Genomic DNA, 17,390 nt, shown 5'->3' on the forward strand with positions numbered 1-17,390 from the left:
TTCACACTAAATTCTCCTCATTGTATGAAAAGGGCAGGATTAACATGAGTCACTTTCTAAAATTTTCTCCCAGCCTCATCTGTCAGATTTTCGCTTTCTTAATTCAGCTTACTTTCAGCTTGTTCCCTTAAAATTCTTTGAAGGCGTAAATATTGAACAGCGTAGGCAGTTTTCGCATCGAATATACGCTGATCAGCTACACACTCCTCTGCTTCTTCCAGTGTTATTTCATGGAGCTCAACAAATTCATCCTCATCGGCACCCTTGGCATTTTCAATTTTATACAAACCCTTTGCTTCAAAAACATGCACCAGCTCATCTGCAAAGCCCGGAGAAGTATAAAAGGATTGAAGATGAACTAGACGGTCACAGCCGTAGCCTGTTTCTTCCTCAAGCTCTCTTGCTGCAGTAATAATCGGTTCCTCGCCGGGCTCAAGCTTACCCGCAGGGATTTCTAAAATCGAGCGCTCAAAGGCTTTCCGGTATTGCTCCACCATAATAAGCTTTCCTTCACCGTTTACAGCGATCACACAGACTGCTCCCGGATGTTTGATAATTTCCCTTTTAGAGGTTTTTCCGTTTGGCAGCTCCACCTCTTCTACTTGCAGCGTAATAATCTTCCCTTCATAAAGCACGTCTTTATTTACCGTTTTTTCTTCGAATTTTTTCATTTCATCTTCCTCCTTATTACACATTTTTTATTGTAACAGTCCTTTCCCCCTTCATGGGGCTTTTCAATCGTGTTTGAATAAAAGAGAGAAAGAGAATACAAGTACTATCACTATTTAGGAGATGATTATATTGGAGAAAAGACAAATAGGTTCATCCGAACTTAAAAGTTCAATCCTCGGACTTGGGTGCATGTCTTTAGGAAGAGATGAAAAGAAAGCCCAGGCAATTATTGAAGCTGCGCTTGAAGGCGGTATTACTTATTTTGATACCGCTGATTTGTATGACTTTGGCGTAAATGAAGAAATCGTCGGGAAGTCGTTAAAACATGTTCGGGATGAGGTCGTGATCGCAACCAAAGTAGGCAACAGATGGGAGGAAGGAAAAGAAGGCTGGCAATGGGACCCCTCAAAATCCTACATAACCGAGCAGGTCAAATCCAGTTTAAAGCGTCTCCAGGTCGACTATATTGATCTTTATCAGCTGCATGGCGGCACGCTGGACGACCCTATCGATGAAACAATTGAAGCTTTTGAACAGCTAAAAAAGGAAGGCTATATTAGAGAATACGGCATTTCCTCCATCCGGCCTAACGTCATAAAGGAATATGCTGAGAAGTCCTCGATCGTGTCCAATATGATGCAATACAGTTTGCTTGACAGACGTCCGGAGGAGCAGGCTTTGCCAATTCTCAATGAAAACAATATCTCTGTTATTACAAGAGGGCCCCTTGCTAAAGGTATTTTAACCGAGAAGCTGCTGTCAAAAGTCAGTGACAGCGTTAAGGAAGACGGCTACCTTCACTATACGTTTGAAGCGCTCGAATACACGCTAGAAACGCTTTATGAACGATTCAGCTCTATGCGCACTATGAATGAGCTCGCTCTTAAATTTAACGCAGCAAATCCTGCAGTCGCTTCGATCATTACGGGTGCCAGCTCACCTGATCAAATAAAAAGAAATATTGAAGCGATTTCAGGGGACCCGCTTTCTGAGGAAGAATATGAGCTGCTAAGAGAGCTGACAAACAATAAAGGATATGCAGAGCACAGACTATAATTGTAGTAGAATCACTAAAAAGCTGCACCCCTCATTAAGGGTGCAGCTTATTTTTAAAGATCTTTTTTCTTATTTCTTATAATCCCGCCAGTCCATTCCGCTTTCTTCGAGCAGCTCTTCAAATGACTTATTCTGCTCTATTCGCTTTTTGGCCTCTGCCTTTTTCTTTTTTTCTTCTTCTGCCCGCCGGTTTTCTTCATTCACTAAATCTTTTTTTGTTTCCTGCAATTTTGTCAGCAAATCGTTGTTTAGTGAATCCTTTAATGTTGGTTTTCTTTCATCACGCTGTTTCGGCTGTTTTGGCTGTTTTCTATTTTTCTTCATAAAACCCCTCCTGTAGCTTTTTAATTGTACTTCAAAGGAGAGTTCGAAGAAAATTAATACGCATCCATTACGACTGTATTTGAAACCTTCAGTTCCGGCTCTGTTGATTCTAGAATGTCCTCAACCGTGTAGCCTTTCGCAACTTCAGCCAGCGTGAGGCCTTCATTTGTCACATCAATAACCGCTCTTTCTGTAACGATACGGTCGACCACATTTTTCCCTGTCAGAGGAAGAGAGCATGTTTTTAATATTTTCGGTTTCCCATCGCGGTTGACATGGTCCATAATCACAATAATTTTTCTTGCCCCATGAACCAGATCCATTGCGCCCCCCATTCCCTTAATCATTTTTCCGGGAATCATCCAATTGGCAAGATCTCCATTTTCAGAAACCTCCATGCCGCCTAAGATCGCAATATCCACATGTCCGCCGCGAATCATGGCAAAGGATTCGGCACTATCAAAGTAGGCTGCCCCGCTCACAGCGGTTACGGTTTCCTTTCCGGCATTAATTAAATCAGCGTCCACTTCCTCTTCCTTCGGGTAACGGCCGATTCCAAGCAGACCGTTTTCAGATTGAAGAACAACCTCCTTATGCTCTGCGAGGTGGTTGGCAACAAGCGTTGGCATTCCTATCCCCAAATTCACATAATCACCATCATTAATTTCCTTTTCTGCTCTTTTGGCGATTGTTTCACGTACCTTTTTCTTATCCATTCGCTGCTCATCCTCTCTGCCTAACGCCTTAATTTGAAACTGTTCTGCGCTCTATGCGCTTTTCCTGTTCAGCCTGAAACAAATGCTGGACATAAATGCTTGGGGTATGGACTTCATTAGGGTCAAAGCTGCCTTTTTCAACGAGCTCCTCTACTTCCGCAACCGTAATTTTACCCGCTGCTGCAATCATCGGATTAAAGTTTCTAGCAGTTTTTCGGTAAACAAGATTACCCATTTTATCACCCTTCCAGGCGCGCACAAAACTTACATCAGCTTTGAAGGCTTCTTCCAGAACATATTCTTTACCGTTAAATTCACGGACTTCCTTTCCTTCCGCCACCGGTGTTCCTACTCCCGCCGGCGTGTAAAATGCAGGGATGCCCGCTCCTCCTGCACGTATTTTTTCAGCAAGAGTTCCCTGCGGAACAAGCTCAACCTCAAGCTCTCCCGATAAAACCTGCCGTTCAAATTCTTTATTTTCCCCTACATAGGAACCGATCATTTTTTTAATTTGTTTATTATGAAGAAGCAGCCCAAGCCCCCAATCGTCTATCCCGCAATTATTTGAAATGACAGTCAGATCTTTTACCCCGGAATCACGCAGGGCTATAATCAGATTTTCAGGGATTCCGCACAGGCCGAATCCTCCTACCATAATGGTATCACCATCTTTCACATGGGAAACTGCCTCTTCTGCAGATTGATAAATTGATTTCATTTTCTGCTCCCCTCCCTCTACGGTCTTTTTAAAACAGTTGCTACGCCCTGGCCTCCGCCAATACATAATGTGGCAAGCCCTGTTTTCGCATCTCTTTTTTGCATTTCATGTATTAACGTGACAAGAACCCGCGCTCCGCTTGCCCCAATTGGATGCCCAAGAGCAATCGCGCCGCCGTTAACATTTAAAATATCCCAGTTAAATGATAATTCACGGTCAACTGCAAGCGATTGAGCAGCAAATGCTTCATTTGCTTCTATCAGCTCCAGCTCTTCAAGTGTGAGGGAAGCTTTTTCAAGCGCTTTTTTTACCGCACCTACCGGGCCAAGACCCATTACACTCGGGTCAACTCCCGCACTTGCGTTTCCGGCAATGACAGCAAGAGGCGTTAATCCCAGCTCTTCTGCTTTTTCTCTTGCCATTACAACGACGCAAGCTGCCCCGTCATTAATACCAGACGCATTACCTGCTGTAACAGAGCCTTCTTTTTTAAAGGCAGGACGGAGCTTGCCGAGCGACTCTTTTGTCGTGCCCTCTCTCGGATACTCGTCCTTAGTAAATAAAATAGGATCTCCCTTTCGCTGCGGTATGGCAACCGGAACAATTTCATCATCAAATCTTCCACTGTTAATTGCTGCTACTGCCTTTTGCTGGCTTCCTGCAGCAAATTCATCCTGCTCGTCACGCGTTAACGAGTAACGGTCACATAAGTTTTCAGCGGTCTGACCCATATGGTAATCATTAAATGCACACCATAATCCGTCCTTGATCATGCTGTCTACAAGCTTTTGATCGCCCATTTTAAAACCTTCCCGCCCGTTTTGCAGAAGATATGGGGCCCTGCTCATATTTTCCATTCCGCCTGCAATGACGATGTCAGCATCGCCTGTCATAATAGCCTGTGCAGCCAGATGGACTGATTTCAGCCCTGAACCGCATACTTTGTTTATTGTCATGGCAGAAACATACTCAGGCAGCTCAGCTTCAATGGCGGCCTGGCGTGCAGGATTCTGACCCAGTCCTGCCTGCAGTACATTTCCCATAATTACTTCATTTACCTCTGAGGGTTTGATTCCTGCTCTGGCTATTGCCTCTTTAATGACAATAGCTCCAAGGGCAGTGGCGCTTATTCCTTTCAGCGCACCGTTAAATGTTCCAATGGCTGTTCTCACAGCACTTACGATCACAGCTTCTCTTGTCATGATGTAACCTCCTTAAATGGGCTTCAGTATTAGTCATTCTATGAAAACGCTTTAATTCCTTCTTTTTCGCTATAAAACTTTCTGATACGATAAAATTAATTAATTTACTTTCTAAGGGGTTGTAAAAAGATGAATATTCCAAACCGGGCAACGATTATTGAGGTGGGCCCACGTGATGGTCTTCAAAACGAACCGCAGTTTGTGCCAACAGAAACAAAGACCGCATTTATTCAAAAGCTGTGGAAAGCAGGCTTTCAGGAAATGGAGATCACTTCTTTTGTTTCGCCTAAGTGGGTTCCTCAAATGCTCGATGCGAAAGAAATTATGGCAGCTGCAGGATCAGCAGCCGGCAGTATTGTGCTTGCTCCAAATAAAAAAGGTATAGAGGCAGCTCTTGATTCAGGAGCCCGCAAAGTGGCGGTTTTTATCGGCGTCAGCTCTTCGTTCAATCAAAAAAATATAAATAAAACAACTGAAGATGCGATGCTTGGGCTTTTGCCTCAAATTGCTGAGCTGAAGTCTAAAGGCATTTTCGTCCGGGCATGCATCTCCACAGCCTTTCATTGCCCTTACGAAGGAAAAATCGATCCATTGGCAACACTTGCTTTATGCAGGAGGTTTGCTGAAGCAGGAGTGGACGAGCTGAGCGTGGCTGACACGATCGGCAGGGCAGCCCCTACTGAATCCTATTCCCTTTTTAGCCTGTTAAAAAAAGAGCTGCCTTCTGTTTTACTGACAGCCCATTTTCATGATACTAGAAAAATGGCGCTTGCCAATATTTACGCTGCCCTTCTTGCCGGCATTGACCGCTTTGACAGCTCAACAGGAGGACTCGGAGGCTGTCCGTTTGCGCCTGGCGCTAGCGGAAACGTAGCTACTGAGGATGTGGTTTATATGCTGCATGAGATGGGCATAGATACAGGGATTAATCCGGACATTCTGATAGAGGCTATTGCTATTGTGAAACCTTATGTATCAAGGGAAATTACGAGTGGCTTCTATATTAATAAAATGAATCAATAAAATGTATAGCAATCATGATTTTCAGAGGTGATGGGATGACAGGAAAAAAACGTTTTTTACTTGCAGGGGGTCTCGCAGGACTAGCAGGAGCTGCCGCCGCCGGTCTCGGCTATTACTTATCAAACCGGATTATGTATATGGCTTTAAAAGAGGATCAGTTTATTCTTGAAAGAGAAATCTCTGCTAAATGGCTGATTTTAGAGGAATACGATACCCTCCCTAAAGAGGAGGTGTGGGTCAAATCCCCTGGCGGATATCAAATTAAAGCCATATTTGTTCACCCTCATCCCACGAATCGATATATCATTTTCTGCCATGGGGTCACTGAAAATAAAACTAATTCAATTAAATATATGAACCTTTTTCTTTCCAAAGGATTTAATGCGATCATTTACGACCAGCGCCGTCATGGCGATTCAGGCGGTAAAACCACTAGCTTCGGATTTTATGAAAAGCTTGATTTAAAAGCAGTAATTGATGAACTGATTGAACGCGCAGGAGAAGATGTCATTTTCGGAATTCATGGAGAATCAATGGGAGCTGCCACCATGCTTTTATATGCAGGGACTGTAGAAGACCGGGCCGATTTTTATATCGCAGATTGCCCCTTCTCTGATTTTAGTGAACAGCTTGTCTATATGATCACCAAAAAAAAGGAGTATGGGCGGGCTTCAAGATTTGCTGTTTCACTTGCCGACTTTTTCATCAGGCTCCGGGATGGTTACACCATTCAGTCAGTGTCTCCAAAGCTTGCCGTTGAAAAAATTAAAAAACCGGTGCTGTTCATCCATAGCAAAAACGACGGATTCATTCCCGCTTATATGACCGAATCGTTATTTGAATTAAAAAGAGGACCAAAAAAACTCTACATCGCTGAAAACGGCGAGCATGCCCAGTCCTTTACGGCTAATGAAGAGGAGTATAGTAAATGTGTAGACGATTTTTTAGAGGAAAATGGATTATAGACACCCGGCTTACAGCCGGGCATTTTTTACTGATTTTTAAATGACATTCTTCCGTTTATCGTCTGTCCGGGGCTTTTTAATTGAAACATTTTTGCCTTGTCGGAGTAATCGATTTTAAGCTCTTTATCATAAAAAACCATTTTTATTTTTTCTACTAAAATAGGCATGCTGTTGGTTTCAATGGTGACGTCCCCTTCTTCGGGCTCTTCTACATACCATAAAATGGGCACGCCATTCAGGACACAGCCGGTTCCTTCCGTATCATATTTTAGCTTCAGGTATCCTTCTTCACGGTTCATTTTCAGCCTAATTTGTTCGGCCGCAGCTTCTGTAATGGTAATTTGCATGTCATCATCCCTCCTATTTGGTTTAGTATAGCAGGGTTTGACTGTTTTTCAGAGTATCTTGCTTTTTGCTCCCCGTTCCAGTAGCATCGAAAATAGACAGCTATTTTATAATGGGGGTAGTGTAATGGAAAAAGTACAAATTAAGGTAATGGATAACGGGTCTTTGCGGGTGTCGGGAGAGGTTGAGCTGGTGGATGCTGAGGGAAACCGTTTTCCAACAAAGCCGGTGTTTTCATTGTGCCGGTGCGGCATGTCAAAAAACATGCCTTTCTGCGACGCGTCTCATAAAGGTAAATTCAGTTCATGCGTTCGTGCAGAAAAAGTATTGGATGAGGAATAATGTTCAGGCTCCCAGTCATAACGGCTGGGAGTTTTTCTTTAGATCCGGTCAATTGAACGGATCGTCTTAAGCTTAATTACTTTAACCTGATCAGACTGGTCCAAAAGCTTAATCGTTTGTGCAAAAGGATCGACTCCCATAACGCTGCCTGCTGCCTGGGTATAGTTCTGTCCCTGGTAAAAGGTAACCTGAACTAAAAGTGCGTCTTCTATCGCAAGCGCAAGAAGTTCATTCCACTCCTCTGCCCTTTGTTCATCTACTTCTGCCTGCTCTTCATACTGGTCACTTTCTGCCCATTGCCGAATCATTTTTACATGCTCCGGCAGCATCATGGCTGTCCATTTTATGGTTCCACGGTCACGAAGCATCATTTACCCCTCCTTTTTTATTTTTGTTGATTTATGTCCTCCGATAAGGGTCGCCCTTCTTCTTGAGGTGCCGGCTTCTGTATAGGAAACAGCTCTCAGCAGGGAAGCCGAGCCATAGCGCTCCCGCACGGCATCCATCGTATAGCCGAGCTTATGGGCGAGGTTTCGCTTTGGATTAAATAAATCCATTTGCAGCGAATGGTCAGGGACAAGATTGGTAAGCGAAATTGAAATCTTCCTCACAGGCTGCGGCTCTAAATTTTCATGAAGCAGCGCAAGACACAAGCGGTAAAGCTCCATCGTAATGGCTGTAGGCTCTGATAAGGAGCGTGACCGGTGAAAGGAGGACACTGTCGCCAGGCGGCTGTAGCCGATCCCAAGATGCAGCGTACGCGCTGCCAGATGATGCTTTCGCGTTCTTCTCGCTACTTCTTCACACATTTCAAGCACTACACTTTCAATTTCTCCGATTGCGGTATAATCCCGCAGCAGAATCTGACTTCTGCCAAAGCTTATCTGCCCCTCCATTATAGGAGCGCCAATCTCTGATAAATCAACGCCATGAGCATGATAGTACAGCTGGTTTCCCATTATGCCAAACTCTTTTTCAAGCCGCTCAAGACTGTCGTTAGCGAGGTCCCCTACTGAAAAGATGCCCATTTTGTTTAACCGCACTTCCATGCGCCTGCCAATTCCCCACATAGCTGAAAGAGGCGTAATAGGCCACAGCTTCTTTTCAATATCTGTGTATTTCCATTCAGCAATTCCATTGCGCTTTGCGTCAATATCAAGACACAGCTTTGCGATCAGCATATTCGGACCGATGCCAATAGCACAGGGCAGTCCGAATTCGCGCATCATATCATCAGCAATGTGCTTTGCCACTTCCCACGCATCCCCCCAGAGGGCGCTCGTGCCGTCCACCTGTAAAAAGCTTTCATCCACACTGTAAATATGAATTGATTCCTTTGGCACATAGCGATGAAAAAGCTTGGTTATTTCTGTGGAGATCCTTAAGTACTGTGCCATATTAGGCTCAAGCAGCTGAATCCGGCGGTCGCTTGGAAGCTCATGCAGCCTTGAGCCTGTTCGGATGCCAAATTCTTTTTTTAACCGGGGAGAAGCTGCCAGAATAACACTTCCTTTTTGATTTTCATCCCCCACAATGGCGATGCGTGAAGTCAAAGGATCCTGTCCTTTCTCTACTGCCGTACAGCTTGCATAAAAGCTCCGCATATCCACACACAGAATCTGGCGCTTTGGCATCATGGTATAATCAATCATTTACATCACCACCTGCGAACGTTTGTTCTTATAGTATCAGCCAATTTCTTAAAAAACAAGTGGGGAATGATTGGAAAACCGCTCAAAGGGTGGATAAAACCTTCAAGTAATTAAGCTTTAAAAAGCAGTGTACACCTAAAACACAAAAAGGACTGCCACTAATTTCAGGCAGTCCTTTCCTGTATTATTTTTGATTAAATCCCTTTTTGCCTGCTCTCTCAACCAGTCCGGGGGCCAGTGAATGCAGCTTGGACGCAAGATTCATCCAGCCTGGCAGGTTAACTTCCCTCTTCGTTGTAAAGAGAATGGCAACGGTTTTTGCGGCGACCTTTTCGGGGCTGAGCATCCACCGCTTTACACTTTTTGTGTAGCTGCCGGAATTGTCAGCGAGTTCAAAAAAAGCGGTATCAATAGGACCGGGGTTAATTGCGGTAACAGCAATGCCTTCATCTGCGAGCTCCATGCGAAGACTATTTGAAAATCCGAGAACGGCATGCTTTGTGGCCGAATAAATGCTTGATTTTGGGGTGGCAAGCTTGCCTGCCTGAGAAGCGATGTTGATAATATGCCCATGCCCTCTTTTCTGCATTAAAGGAATGACCGCTTTTGTAAGAGCAATTAACGCAAGAACATTGACTGAGAACATGTCCTGCACAGTCTTTTCCGGGGTTTGGTCAAGCCGTTCAAAAAGCCCGAAGCCGGCATTATTTATCAGCGCATCAATCCCACCGGATTCCTCCTCAATTTGTGTGATAAGACCAGGGATCGATTCTAACGCTGTTAAGTCAAACGAGTAAGCCTTAACCTCTTTTGCCCCGAGAGCGCCGCATTCCTCCACAATTCGGGCAAGCCTTTGTTCGTTGCGGCCGACTAAATAAATGGATGCCCCAAGCTCTGCGCATTTTTTGGCAAGTTCAAAGCCAAGGCCGCTTGAAGCTCCTGTAATTAAAATTGTTTTATCGGTTAACTTCCTCTTCATATAAAGGCTCCTTTGCGGTTGTTAGTGCCTTGTAGATCCACGCATCCCCCGATTTGTGACTGCGTTCTATTTCACCAGCGGCCAGTAAATAATCAAGCTGCCCCATCGTTTCTGAAAGCGTGAGGCCAAGCTGCTTACGGTAAACAGAAGGAAAAAGCTTAACACATAGATTAAAGGCTGTATCCGGGTTCTCAGCCAGCAGACTTTTTACATGCAGCGCTCTTTCATGTTGTTTCGCCAGTCTTTGAGAAATTAATGAGTGGGCATCCAAAACAATTGGGCCATGTCCCGGCAGAACACTCGAAATCGGAATAGCAAGCAGACTTTTTAAAGACTCATTATACTGCAGCTGGGGGATCGGGCGTTCCTGTTTTACTGAAAATGGCGGCTCAATCAATGGATTGGACGATATTTTAGCTAAAAGAAGGTCTCCGCCAATCAGCATACCATCCAACTTACGGTAAAGCGAAAGATGTCCCTGGGAATGGCCGGGTGTAGGGAGAACTGTCCAATCATGTGCATAGGGCAGCTGCCCCCCTGCCTTTAATTCACGGTCAATCCCTCTTTTTCCGAGTGCCTGAAGCGGCTCCCTCATTTTTTCAATCAGCACAAAATACGACTGCGGAAGGCCCATTTCTCTGAAAAACGTTTCATAAAACGAATCATGGTATTCCATAAAGGCTTCTTCCCTGAGTAAAAAACGCTCTCCTTCTTTAAATCCAAGAATGTCAGCCCTGCCGAATTGCTCAATCAGCCCGGAGTGGTCAGGGTGATGATGAGTGAGGACAATTTGATCAATATCCCGAGGCTCCAGATCAATTTCAGCGAGCTGGTCCTTTAAAGCTTTCCAGGCTCCTTTCGTTTTTGGCCCGGTGTCTACCAATGTATTTTTTTCATCTTTTATTACATAAACATGAACATCCCCCACTGCAAACGGGGTGGGAATCGTCAATTGAGCAATTCCATTATGCCACTGGACCATATAAGTGCCTCCTCATAAAATGAATGATCATTCACTTTCTTTAGTGTAGCTCTTTTTCATTAAATTGTCATGTGAATCGTGAAAATGCTTGACAGAATGAAGGAACGTCCGCATAATCACATATAATCAATCCATCTCGACAACGCGCTGATAAGGATTAGTAAACGAGTGCTAAAATGCAAGAGATCGAAGTCCGCCGGCTGAAAGGCTTCGTCGTTTTTCTCCTCGTTGAACCTGCCTTTGAGCGGCAGTAAATCTGCCCGTCTCCCTCGTTACGGGAATAAAGCGTACCGGATTTGTCCGGTAAAATTAGGTGGTACCGCGGAAGAAAACCCTTTCGTCCTTTTTAACAGGATGAAAGGGTTTTTTGTGTTTCACCGCTAAAGCAAAATCAGCTGCACCGGAGACTTCCGGGATAAATGAGCTGGAATTTAAACAAAAGCGACCGATAATTTAAGGGAGGTTCTCCATATGAAAATCGTATTTATTGGAGCAGGTTCAATGGCAGAAGCAATGATACAGGGACTGGTTCAGGCGCCGCTATTAAAAGGAGGAGAGCTTTGGGTAACCAACCGTTCTGATACATCCCGGCTGGAAGGAATAAAGGATCTGTATAATGTTCAGATCAGCTATGACCTCCCTTCCCTCTTTCAGGGAACAGAAGTGATCGTACTTGCCATGAAACCGAAGGATGCAAAGGAAGCCTTGCTCAGCATCCAGCCTTACATATCAGAAGGCCAGTTAATCATCTCCGTCCTTGCCGGGCTATCAATTGAATTTATTGAAGGAAAGCTAAGAAAAGGTCAGCCAATTGCAAGAGCGATGCCCAATACTTCTGCTACGATTCAGCAGTCGGCTACAGGGGTTGCGTTTAACGATTATGTTTCGGACGGGCAGAAAAACATTGCTCTTTCCGTTTTAGAAGCGATCGGAACCGTAACTGTGGTAGAAGAAAATAAGCTTGATCTTGTAACCGGTTTATCGGGCAGCGGACCAGCCTACATCTACTATATTGTCGAAGCTATGGAACAGGCAGCCGTTGAGCTTGGCCTCCCTCAGGCTGAAGCAAAGCCATTTATTCTTCAAACGCTTGCCGGTGCTTCCAACATGCTTTTGACAACAAATAAATCTCCACAAAGCCTGAGAAAGGCCATCACAAGTGAAGGCGGAACGACAGAGGCCGGTGTGAAAAAGCTTGAGCAGCATCATGTAAAAGAGGCCTTTAAAGCCTGTATTAAAGAGGCAACTGAACATTCAGGAAGGCTCCGCAATCAATTTGAACAGTTTGACAACGAGTAGGCTGTTGCCTCCACTCAAGTCATTTTAGTACTATTAAGAAAAAAAGGAAGCGATCGCGATGCTGTTTACACTGCTGTTACTTGTTACTCTTTTTTGGATATTTATTGCGATCGACACATATAGAGGCATACGGGAGCTGCCGAAGCTTGAGCCGGAGCCGCCAACAGCATCCTGCGGCCTTGTCAGCATTATTGTCCCTGCAAGAAACGAAGCCCATACAATTGAAAAAAGCATCCGTTCACAGCTTCAGCAAACGTATAAGCCTATTGAATGGATTTTAGTAAACGACCGGTCTACTGACGGCACCGGCGAAATAATGGAAAACCTGGCAAAGAGCGACTCAAGAATTCATGTTCAGCATGTAAGCTCCCTTCCAAAAGGATGGCTTGGCAAAAATTATGCCCTCCATAAAGGTGCAGAGCTGTCAGCAGGTAATCTCTTAGTTTTTACAGACGCAGATATTTTGTATGAACCGGATTTAATTGCCAAGGCTGCTGCGTATTTCACCCGAAATTCGCTTGATCATCTAACTATTTCGCCCAATCTTCAGGCGAGGAGCTTTATGTTAAAAGGCTTTATTTCATTTTTCTTATTCGGCTTTTCCTACTATAAACGTCCGTGGAATGCCAATCGCGATCATAAAAAGGGAGGCATGGGGATCGGTGCGTTTAATATGATCAGCCGCACCTCCTACCAAAAGATGGATGGCCATCAATCGATCCGAATGCGGCCGGATGATGATCTCCAGCTCGGCATTCTTGTAAAAAAGCACGGATTTAAACAGAGAATGGTAACGGCTATTACAATGCTTAAGGTGGAATGGTACCCAACCGTTGCTGAGGCTGTAAAAGGTCTTGAAAAAAATACTTTTGCCGGGCTTCACTACTCCTATCTGCTAGTTGCAGGAGCAGCAGCCGGCGTCTTTATTTCACAGTTCCTTCCGTTTATAACTCTTTTTCACAGCGAGGCAGCCATCCGTCTAATAAGTGCTGCAGCCATTTGTGCACTTGCTGTTGTTTACCTCCCGCTGACCAGAAGGCTAACCTCTTATTCTTCCTGGCATGTTATCCTGTTTCCGCTTTCTGTATGCCTGTTTATCTTTGCAATCTGCCGCGCTTCATTTTTAACGCTGAAGCGGGGCGGGATTCAATGGAGGGGCACCACCTACTCACTAAAAGAAATGAAAAAACAGATGAAATAAGGCTAAATTATTGGTTTGATATAATAGGCTTGCTATACTATTTAGGAACTCTAAAGAATCTAGGAGGCGAACGATGTCAACTGCTCTTTTCTCACCTTATACGATTAAAAATGTAACGCTAAAAAACCGGGTCGTTATGGCTCCAATGTGTATGTACTCCTGCCATAACCAGGACGGCATGGTAGAAAACTGGCATAGAACCCATTATACGAGCCGCGCTGTCGGCCAAACGGGACTAATTATGTTAGAAGCCACAGCTGTTACTCCACAAGGCCGCATTTCAAATAAGGATCTTGGAATATGGAGTGATGAACATGTGGAAGGTCTTCGTGAGCTCGTCGCACTTATTAAAGAGCAAGGAGCTAAAACGGCTATTCAAATTGCTCATGCAGGACGTAAATCAATGACAGATGGAGATATTATTGCCCCCTCTGCGATTGCTTTTAATGATAGTATGAAAACACCTGTTGAAATGTCCGTTCAGGATATTAACGATACCGTTGAAGCCTTTAAGCAGGGAGCAAGACGCGCAAAGGAAGCAGGCTTTGATATTATTGAGCTTCACGGAGCTCACGGCTATTTAGTTAATGAATTTTTATCTCCTCTTTCCAACCGCAGGGAAGATGAGTACGGCGGCTCCAAGGAAAATCAATACCGCTTTTTACGCGAAATTATTGACGCTGTTAAAAAGGTATGGAGCGGTCCGCTGCTCGTCCGCGTCTCAGCAAGTGACTGGGATGAAAACGGGCTGACTCCTGAAGATTATGTCCTTTATGCAAGATGGATGAAGGAGCAGGGAGTCGATCTAATTGATGTAAGCTCGGGAGCCGTTGTGCCCGCAAGAATTAATGTCTATCCCGGCTACCAGGTAGGCATGGCAGAAACGATTCGAAAAGGTGCAGAAATACCGGTTGGCGCTGTAGGATTAATTACGTCAGGTATTCAGGCAGAAGAAATTTTACAAAACCATCGTGCCGACCTAATATTCCTGGCAAGAGAGCTGCTTCGCGACCCTTACTGGCCAAGAACAGCAGCAAAAGAGCTTAAAACAGAAATTGAGTCTCCAGTTCAATATGAACGCGGCTGGAACAGCTAAAAATAAAAACTCCTGATCGGCATTGTCCGTTCAGGAGTTTTCTTCTTTTGAAAGCACAGCTGTCTCGCTGAAGTCATGAGCGATATAACTATTCTCAAAAATTGCTCTCGCTTCATTAACCAGGTCTTCGCTGTCCACACTTGTGTACCTGGAGCTGATATGGGTGAGCCAAAGCTCTTTTACGCCTGACTCTTTTGCCACAGTTGCGGCCTGGGCGGTAGTAGAATGAAAATATTCATAAGCCATCTCTTCACTTTTTTGCTCAAAGGTCGCTTCATGTACGAGAAGATCTGCTCCCTCTGCAAGCTCGAATGACCTCCTGCATAAACGGGTGTCTCCAAGAATGGTAACAATCAGTCCCTTTTTATCTTCTCCGAGAAAGTCGGCTCCGTTTAAAGTCATCCCTTCCCATTGAACAGTCTGCTTATCTTTTAACTGCTTGTAAATGGGGCCGGGTTTAACGCCAAGCTCCTTAAGTTTATGAACCTGAAGCTCGCCTGTCCGGTCTTTTTCAACAACCCTGTAGCCGAAGGAATCAATTCCATGGTCCAGCTTGCCGATATGTATGAAGCAGTCACTTTCCTCTATTACCGTACCATCTTCAATTTCAATAATAGAAAGATCATATTTAACATAGGTTGCACTCAGCTGCAGCGCAGACTGAATAAACGCTTTTATTCCTTTAGGGCCATATACGGTAAGAGGATCAGTTCCTCCCTGAAACGATCGGCTTCCAAGCAGACCGGGCAAGCCGTAAATATGATCTCCATGGAGGTGAGTGATAAAAATCTTCTCAATTCTTCTTGGCTTGATGGTTGTGTGAAGAATCTGGTGCTGCGTTGCTTCTCCGCAATCAAAAAGCCAAATAGCTCCTTCATTATTTAAACGTCTCAATGCAATGGACGATACATTTCGCTGCTTTGCCGGCACTCCTGCGCCAGTTCCTAAAAATAATAGCTGCATAATCAGCCTCCATCCCACGGTATCTTGTCATTTATGACTGATAAGGACCTATTCCTTTAAGAATTATAGCGCACTGTGGAGCAAAAAATAAATAGGAGGGTCCTTTTTTCTTTAAGGCTGTATAATAGAGAAGTCAATAATTATCTGGAGTTGCTACTAAGTAAATAAATTCAATTAGATCATGAGAACTTCCAAAGAAAAAATGTTCTTTATAAAGAAGTTGCATAACGGTTGCATATCCCTTTCTTCCCCTATACAATTTAGATATTGTTTTTAGAACTTTTTCGACAAGAGTAGACACAGATTTGATTAATTTTAAAAGTGAGGTCCTGATAATGAAACAAGAACAAACACCACCTGCTTTAATTATGATTTTCGGCGCAACCGGCGACCTTGCAAAAAGAAAGTTATTCCCTTCGCTCTACCAGCTTTATTTAAAAGGGAGTTTATCGAATCAGTTTGCTGTTCTTGGGGTTGGACGCAGAGAATGGTCAGACAGCCGTTTTAAAGAGCATGTCAGAGATTCACTTCATGCCTCTTCCCACTCAAATGATTTAATTGAAGCCTTTATTGAGCATTGCATCTATCAATCACATGATGTTGCTGATTCAAACTCATACATACAGTTAAAAACCCAGGCTAATGAGCTTGACCGGAGATTCAGCCTTGAAGGTAATCGCATTTTTTATCTGGCGATGGCACCCGAATTCTTCGGCACCATTACCGACCACTTAAAGCAGGATGGATTAACGGATACAGACGGCTTTTGCCGCCTGGTAATTGAGAAGCCATTCGGTCATAACCTGCCTTCCGCTGCTGCACTGAATGAGCAGATACGCCAATCTTTTTCAGAGGAGCAGATTTACCGTATTGACCATTACCTTGGAAAAGAGATGGTGCAGAATATCGAAGTAATCCGGTTTGCAAATGCGTTTTTTGAACCGCTTTGGAACAGCCGTTTTATATCGAATATTCAAATCACCTCTTCAGAGACACTTGGTGTTGAAGAACGCGGCAGATATTATGAAACAAGCGGCGCTCTAAGAGACATGGTGCAAAACCATATGCTTCAGATGGTCGCACTTCTTGCCATGGAGCCGCCGATTAATTTAAGCACGGATGAAATCCGTAGTGAAAAGGTCCGTGTATTGCGGGCGATGCGTCCTGTTGAAGGAAAAGAAGTCGATGAATATTTTGTACGCGGACAATATGACAAAGGGATCATGAATGGACAAAACGTTGATGGATACCGAGATGGAGATAATGTCGATCCGGCATCCAATACAGAAACCTTCGTTGCGGGTAAAGTAATGATCGATAACTTCCGCTGGGCAGGAGTACCGTTTTTTATCCGGACTGGAAAAAGAATGGCTGTAAAGTCTACTAAAATCGTGGTTCAATTTAAAGATATTCCAATGAATCTTTATTACAATAAAGAGCATTCCCTGGATCCAAATCTGCTTGTTATTCATATTCAGCCGGATGAAGGAATTACCCTTCATTTAAATGCGAAGAAAACAAGCGAAGGTGTTAATACCCAGCCGGTCAGACTGAGCTATTCAGCCAGCAGCATCGATGGAATCAACACCCCTGAAGCCTATGAAAAACTTCTTTATGATTGCATTATGGGTGATGCGACAAACTTTACCCATTGGGATGAAGTAAGACGCTCCTGGAGCTTTGTAGACAAAATTTCTGATCACTGGGAATCCACCACAGCAAAAGACTTTCCGAATTATGAATCCGGCTCAATGGGTCCAGAGGGAAGCTTTAAGCTGGTTGCTGATGAAGGCTTTGAATGGTGGTCTGTTGGTGAGCTTGACGAAAATAGTAAATAAAAAAAGGCTTTCGATCC

General features: G+C 44.2%; 19 protein-coding genes and 1 other annotated feature. Of the genes, 8 read left to right on the top strand and 11 right to left on the bottom strand.

Features of this window, described 5'->3' with window-relative positions:
- Positions 1-98 precede the first annotated feature (98 nt).
- Positions 99-671: an NUDIX hydrolase gene (locus tag C4B60_RS04440; RefSeq protein WP_104056810.1), complete on the bottom strand. Its 573-nt coding sequence runs from the start codon at positions 669-671 to the stop codon at positions 99-101.
- 130 nt (positions 672-801) lie between these two features.
- Between C4B60_RS04440 and C4B60_RS04445 the strand changes: the two genes are divergently transcribed.
- Positions 802-1,728, top strand: a complete 927-nt coding sequence (locus C4B60_RS04445; RefSeq protein ID WP_104056811.1) for an aldo/keto reductase — start codon at positions 802-804, stop codon at positions 1,726-1,728.
- A gap of 69 nt (positions 1,729-1,797) precedes the next feature.
- Here C4B60_RS04445 and C4B60_RS04450 read toward each other — a convergent pair whose 3' ends face one another.
- Genes C4B60_RS04450 through C4B60_RS04465 form a run of 4 tightly spaced genes read right to left on the bottom strand, consistent with a single transcriptional unit; the run spans position 1,798 to position 4,688 of the window.
- Positions 1,798-2,052 carry a YqkE family protein gene (locus C4B60_RS04450; RefSeq protein ID WP_104056812.1) on the bottom strand — a complete coding sequence of 85 codons (255 nt, stop codon included), beginning with the start codon at positions 2,050-2,052 and terminating at the stop codon, positions 1,798-1,800.
- Between the two features lie 53 nt (positions 2,053-2,105).
- Positions 2,106-2,768, bottom strand: a complete 663-nt coding sequence (locus C4B60_RS04455) for a CoA transferase subunit B (RefSeq protein WP_104056813.1) — start codon at positions 2,766-2,768, stop codon at positions 2,106-2,108.
- A gap of 28 nt (positions 2,769-2,796) precedes the next feature.
- Positions 2,797-3,486, bottom strand: a complete 690-nt coding sequence (locus C4B60_RS04460) for a CoA transferase subunit A (RefSeq protein WP_104056814.1) — start codon at positions 3,484-3,486, stop codon at positions 2,797-2,799.
- 17 nt (positions 3,487-3,503) lie between these two features.
- Positions 3,504-4,688, bottom strand: coding sequence for an acetyl-CoA C-acetyltransferase (locus tag C4B60_RS04465; RefSeq protein ID WP_104056815.1), 1,185 nt, complete (start codon positions 4,686-4,688; stop codon positions 3,504-3,506).
- A 129-nt stretch (positions 4,689-4,817) separates the two neighbouring features.
- On the opposite strand from C4B60_RS04465, the gene C4B60_RS04470 reads away from it, so the two are divergent.
- Both C4B60_RS04470 and C4B60_RS04475 read left to right on the top strand, forming a co-directional pair.
- Entirely contained in the window at positions 4,818-5,711 is an 894-nt protein-coding gene (locus tag C4B60_RS04470) for a hydroxymethylglutaryl-CoA lyase (RefSeq protein ID WP_104056816.1), read from the top strand.
- Positions 5,712-5,746: 35 nt separating this feature from the next.
- A complete protein-coding gene (locus C4B60_RS04475; protein ID WP_104056817.1) occupies positions 5,747-6,676 on the top strand; it encodes an alpha/beta hydrolase in 930 nt (309 codons plus the stop codon).
- 26 nt (positions 6,677-6,702) lie between these two features.
- On the opposite strand, the gene C4B60_RS04480 is transcribed toward C4B60_RS04475, so the two are convergent.
- Complete coding sequence (locus C4B60_RS04480) at positions 6,703-7,023, bottom strand: iron-sulfur cluster biosynthesis family protein (protein WP_104056818.1); 321 nt, start codon at positions 7,021-7,023, stop codon at positions 6,703-6,705.
- Between the two features lie 124 nt (positions 7,024-7,147).
- Here C4B60_RS04480 and C4B60_RS04485 point away from each other — a divergent pair, with 124 nt between their 5' ends.
- Positions 7,148-7,363 carry a CDGSH iron-sulfur domain-containing protein gene (locus C4B60_RS04485; RefSeq protein WP_104056819.1) on the top strand — a complete coding sequence of 72 codons (216 nt, stop codon included), beginning with the start codon at positions 7,148-7,150 and terminating at the stop codon, positions 7,361-7,363.
- Between the two features lie 38 nt (positions 7,364-7,401).
- On the opposite strand, the gene C4B60_RS04490 is transcribed toward C4B60_RS04485, so the two are convergent.
- The 4 genes from C4B60_RS04490 to C4B60_RS04505 all read right to left on the bottom strand — a co-directional run bounded on the left by C4B60_RS04490 (position 7,402) and on the right by C4B60_RS04505 (position 10,976).
- Positions 7,402-7,734, bottom strand: coding sequence for a YolD-like family protein (locus tag C4B60_RS04490; protein WP_245153870.1), 333 nt, complete (start codon positions 7,732-7,734; stop codon positions 7,402-7,404).
- Positions 7,735-9,015, bottom strand: coding sequence for a Y-family DNA polymerase (locus C4B60_RS04495; RefSeq protein WP_104056820.1), 1,281 nt, complete (start codon positions 9,013-9,015; stop codon positions 7,735-7,737). It lies immediately after the preceding gene.
- A 184-nt stretch (positions 9,016-9,199) separates the two neighbouring features.
- Positions 9,200-9,994 (bottom strand): SDR family NAD(P)-dependent oxidoreductase, encoded by a 795-nt coding sequence (locus C4B60_RS04500; RefSeq protein ID WP_104056821.1) that lies wholly within the window; start codon positions 9,992-9,994, stop codon positions 9,200-9,202.
- On the bottom strand, positions 9,972-10,976 hold the full coding sequence (locus C4B60_RS04505) for an MBL fold metallo-hydrolase (RefSeq protein ID WP_104056822.1): 1,005 nt from the start codon (positions 10,974-10,976) through the stop codon (positions 9,972-9,974). Before C4B60_RS04505 ends, C4B60_RS04500 begins: the two co-directional genes overlap by 23 nt.
- A 138-nt stretch (positions 10,977-11,114) precedes the next feature.
- Positions 11,115-11,324, top strand: a binding site (T-box leader).
- Positions 11,325-11,447: 123 nt separating this feature from the next.
- Here C4B60_RS04505 and proC point away from each other — a divergent pair.
- The 3 genes from proC (at position 11,448) to namA (ending at position 14,572) form a co-directional block, all read left to right on the top strand.
- Complete coding sequence (gene proC, locus C4B60_RS04510; protein ID WP_104056823.1) at positions 11,448-12,275, top strand: pyrroline-5-carboxylate reductase; 828 nt, start codon at positions 11,448-11,450, stop codon at positions 12,273-12,275.
- Positions 12,276-12,333: 58 nt separating this feature from the next.
- The gene (locus C4B60_RS04515) at positions 12,334-13,476 is read left to right on the top strand and encodes a glycosyltransferase family 2 protein (RefSeq protein ID WP_104056824.1); all 1,143 of its coding nucleotides are present in this window, start codon (positions 12,334-12,336) and stop codon (positions 13,474-13,476) included.
- A 73-nt stretch (positions 13,477-13,549) separates the two neighbouring features.
- Positions 13,550-14,572, top strand: coding sequence for an NADPH dehydrogenase NamA (gene namA, locus C4B60_RS04520; protein ID WP_104056825.1), 1,023 nt, complete (start codon positions 13,550-13,552; stop codon positions 14,570-14,572).
- Between the two features lie 30 nt (positions 14,573-14,602).
- Here the strand turns inward: namA and rnz are convergent, their stop codons facing one another.
- On the bottom strand, positions 14,603-15,535 hold the full coding sequence (gene rnz / locus C4B60_RS04525; protein ID WP_104056826.1) for a ribonuclease Z: 933 nt from the start codon (positions 15,533-15,535) through the stop codon (positions 14,603-14,605).
- Between the two features lie 335 nt (positions 15,536-15,870).
- On the opposite strand from rnz, the gene zwf reads away from it, so the two are divergent.
- The gene (gene zwf, locus C4B60_RS04530) at positions 15,871-17,373 is read left to right on the top strand and encodes a glucose-6-phosphate dehydrogenase (protein ID WP_104057258.1); all 1,503 of its coding nucleotides are present in this window, start codon (positions 15,871-15,873) and stop codon (positions 17,371-17,373) included.
- The last annotated feature ends 17 nt before the right edge of the window (positions 17,374-17,390 follow it).

Source organism: Jeotgalibacillus proteolyticus (genome assembly GCF_002926065.1).
GTDB classification, from domain to species: Bacteria; Bacillota; Bacilli; order Bacillales; family Jeotgalibacillaceae; genus Jeotgalibacillus; species Jeotgalibacillus proteolyticus.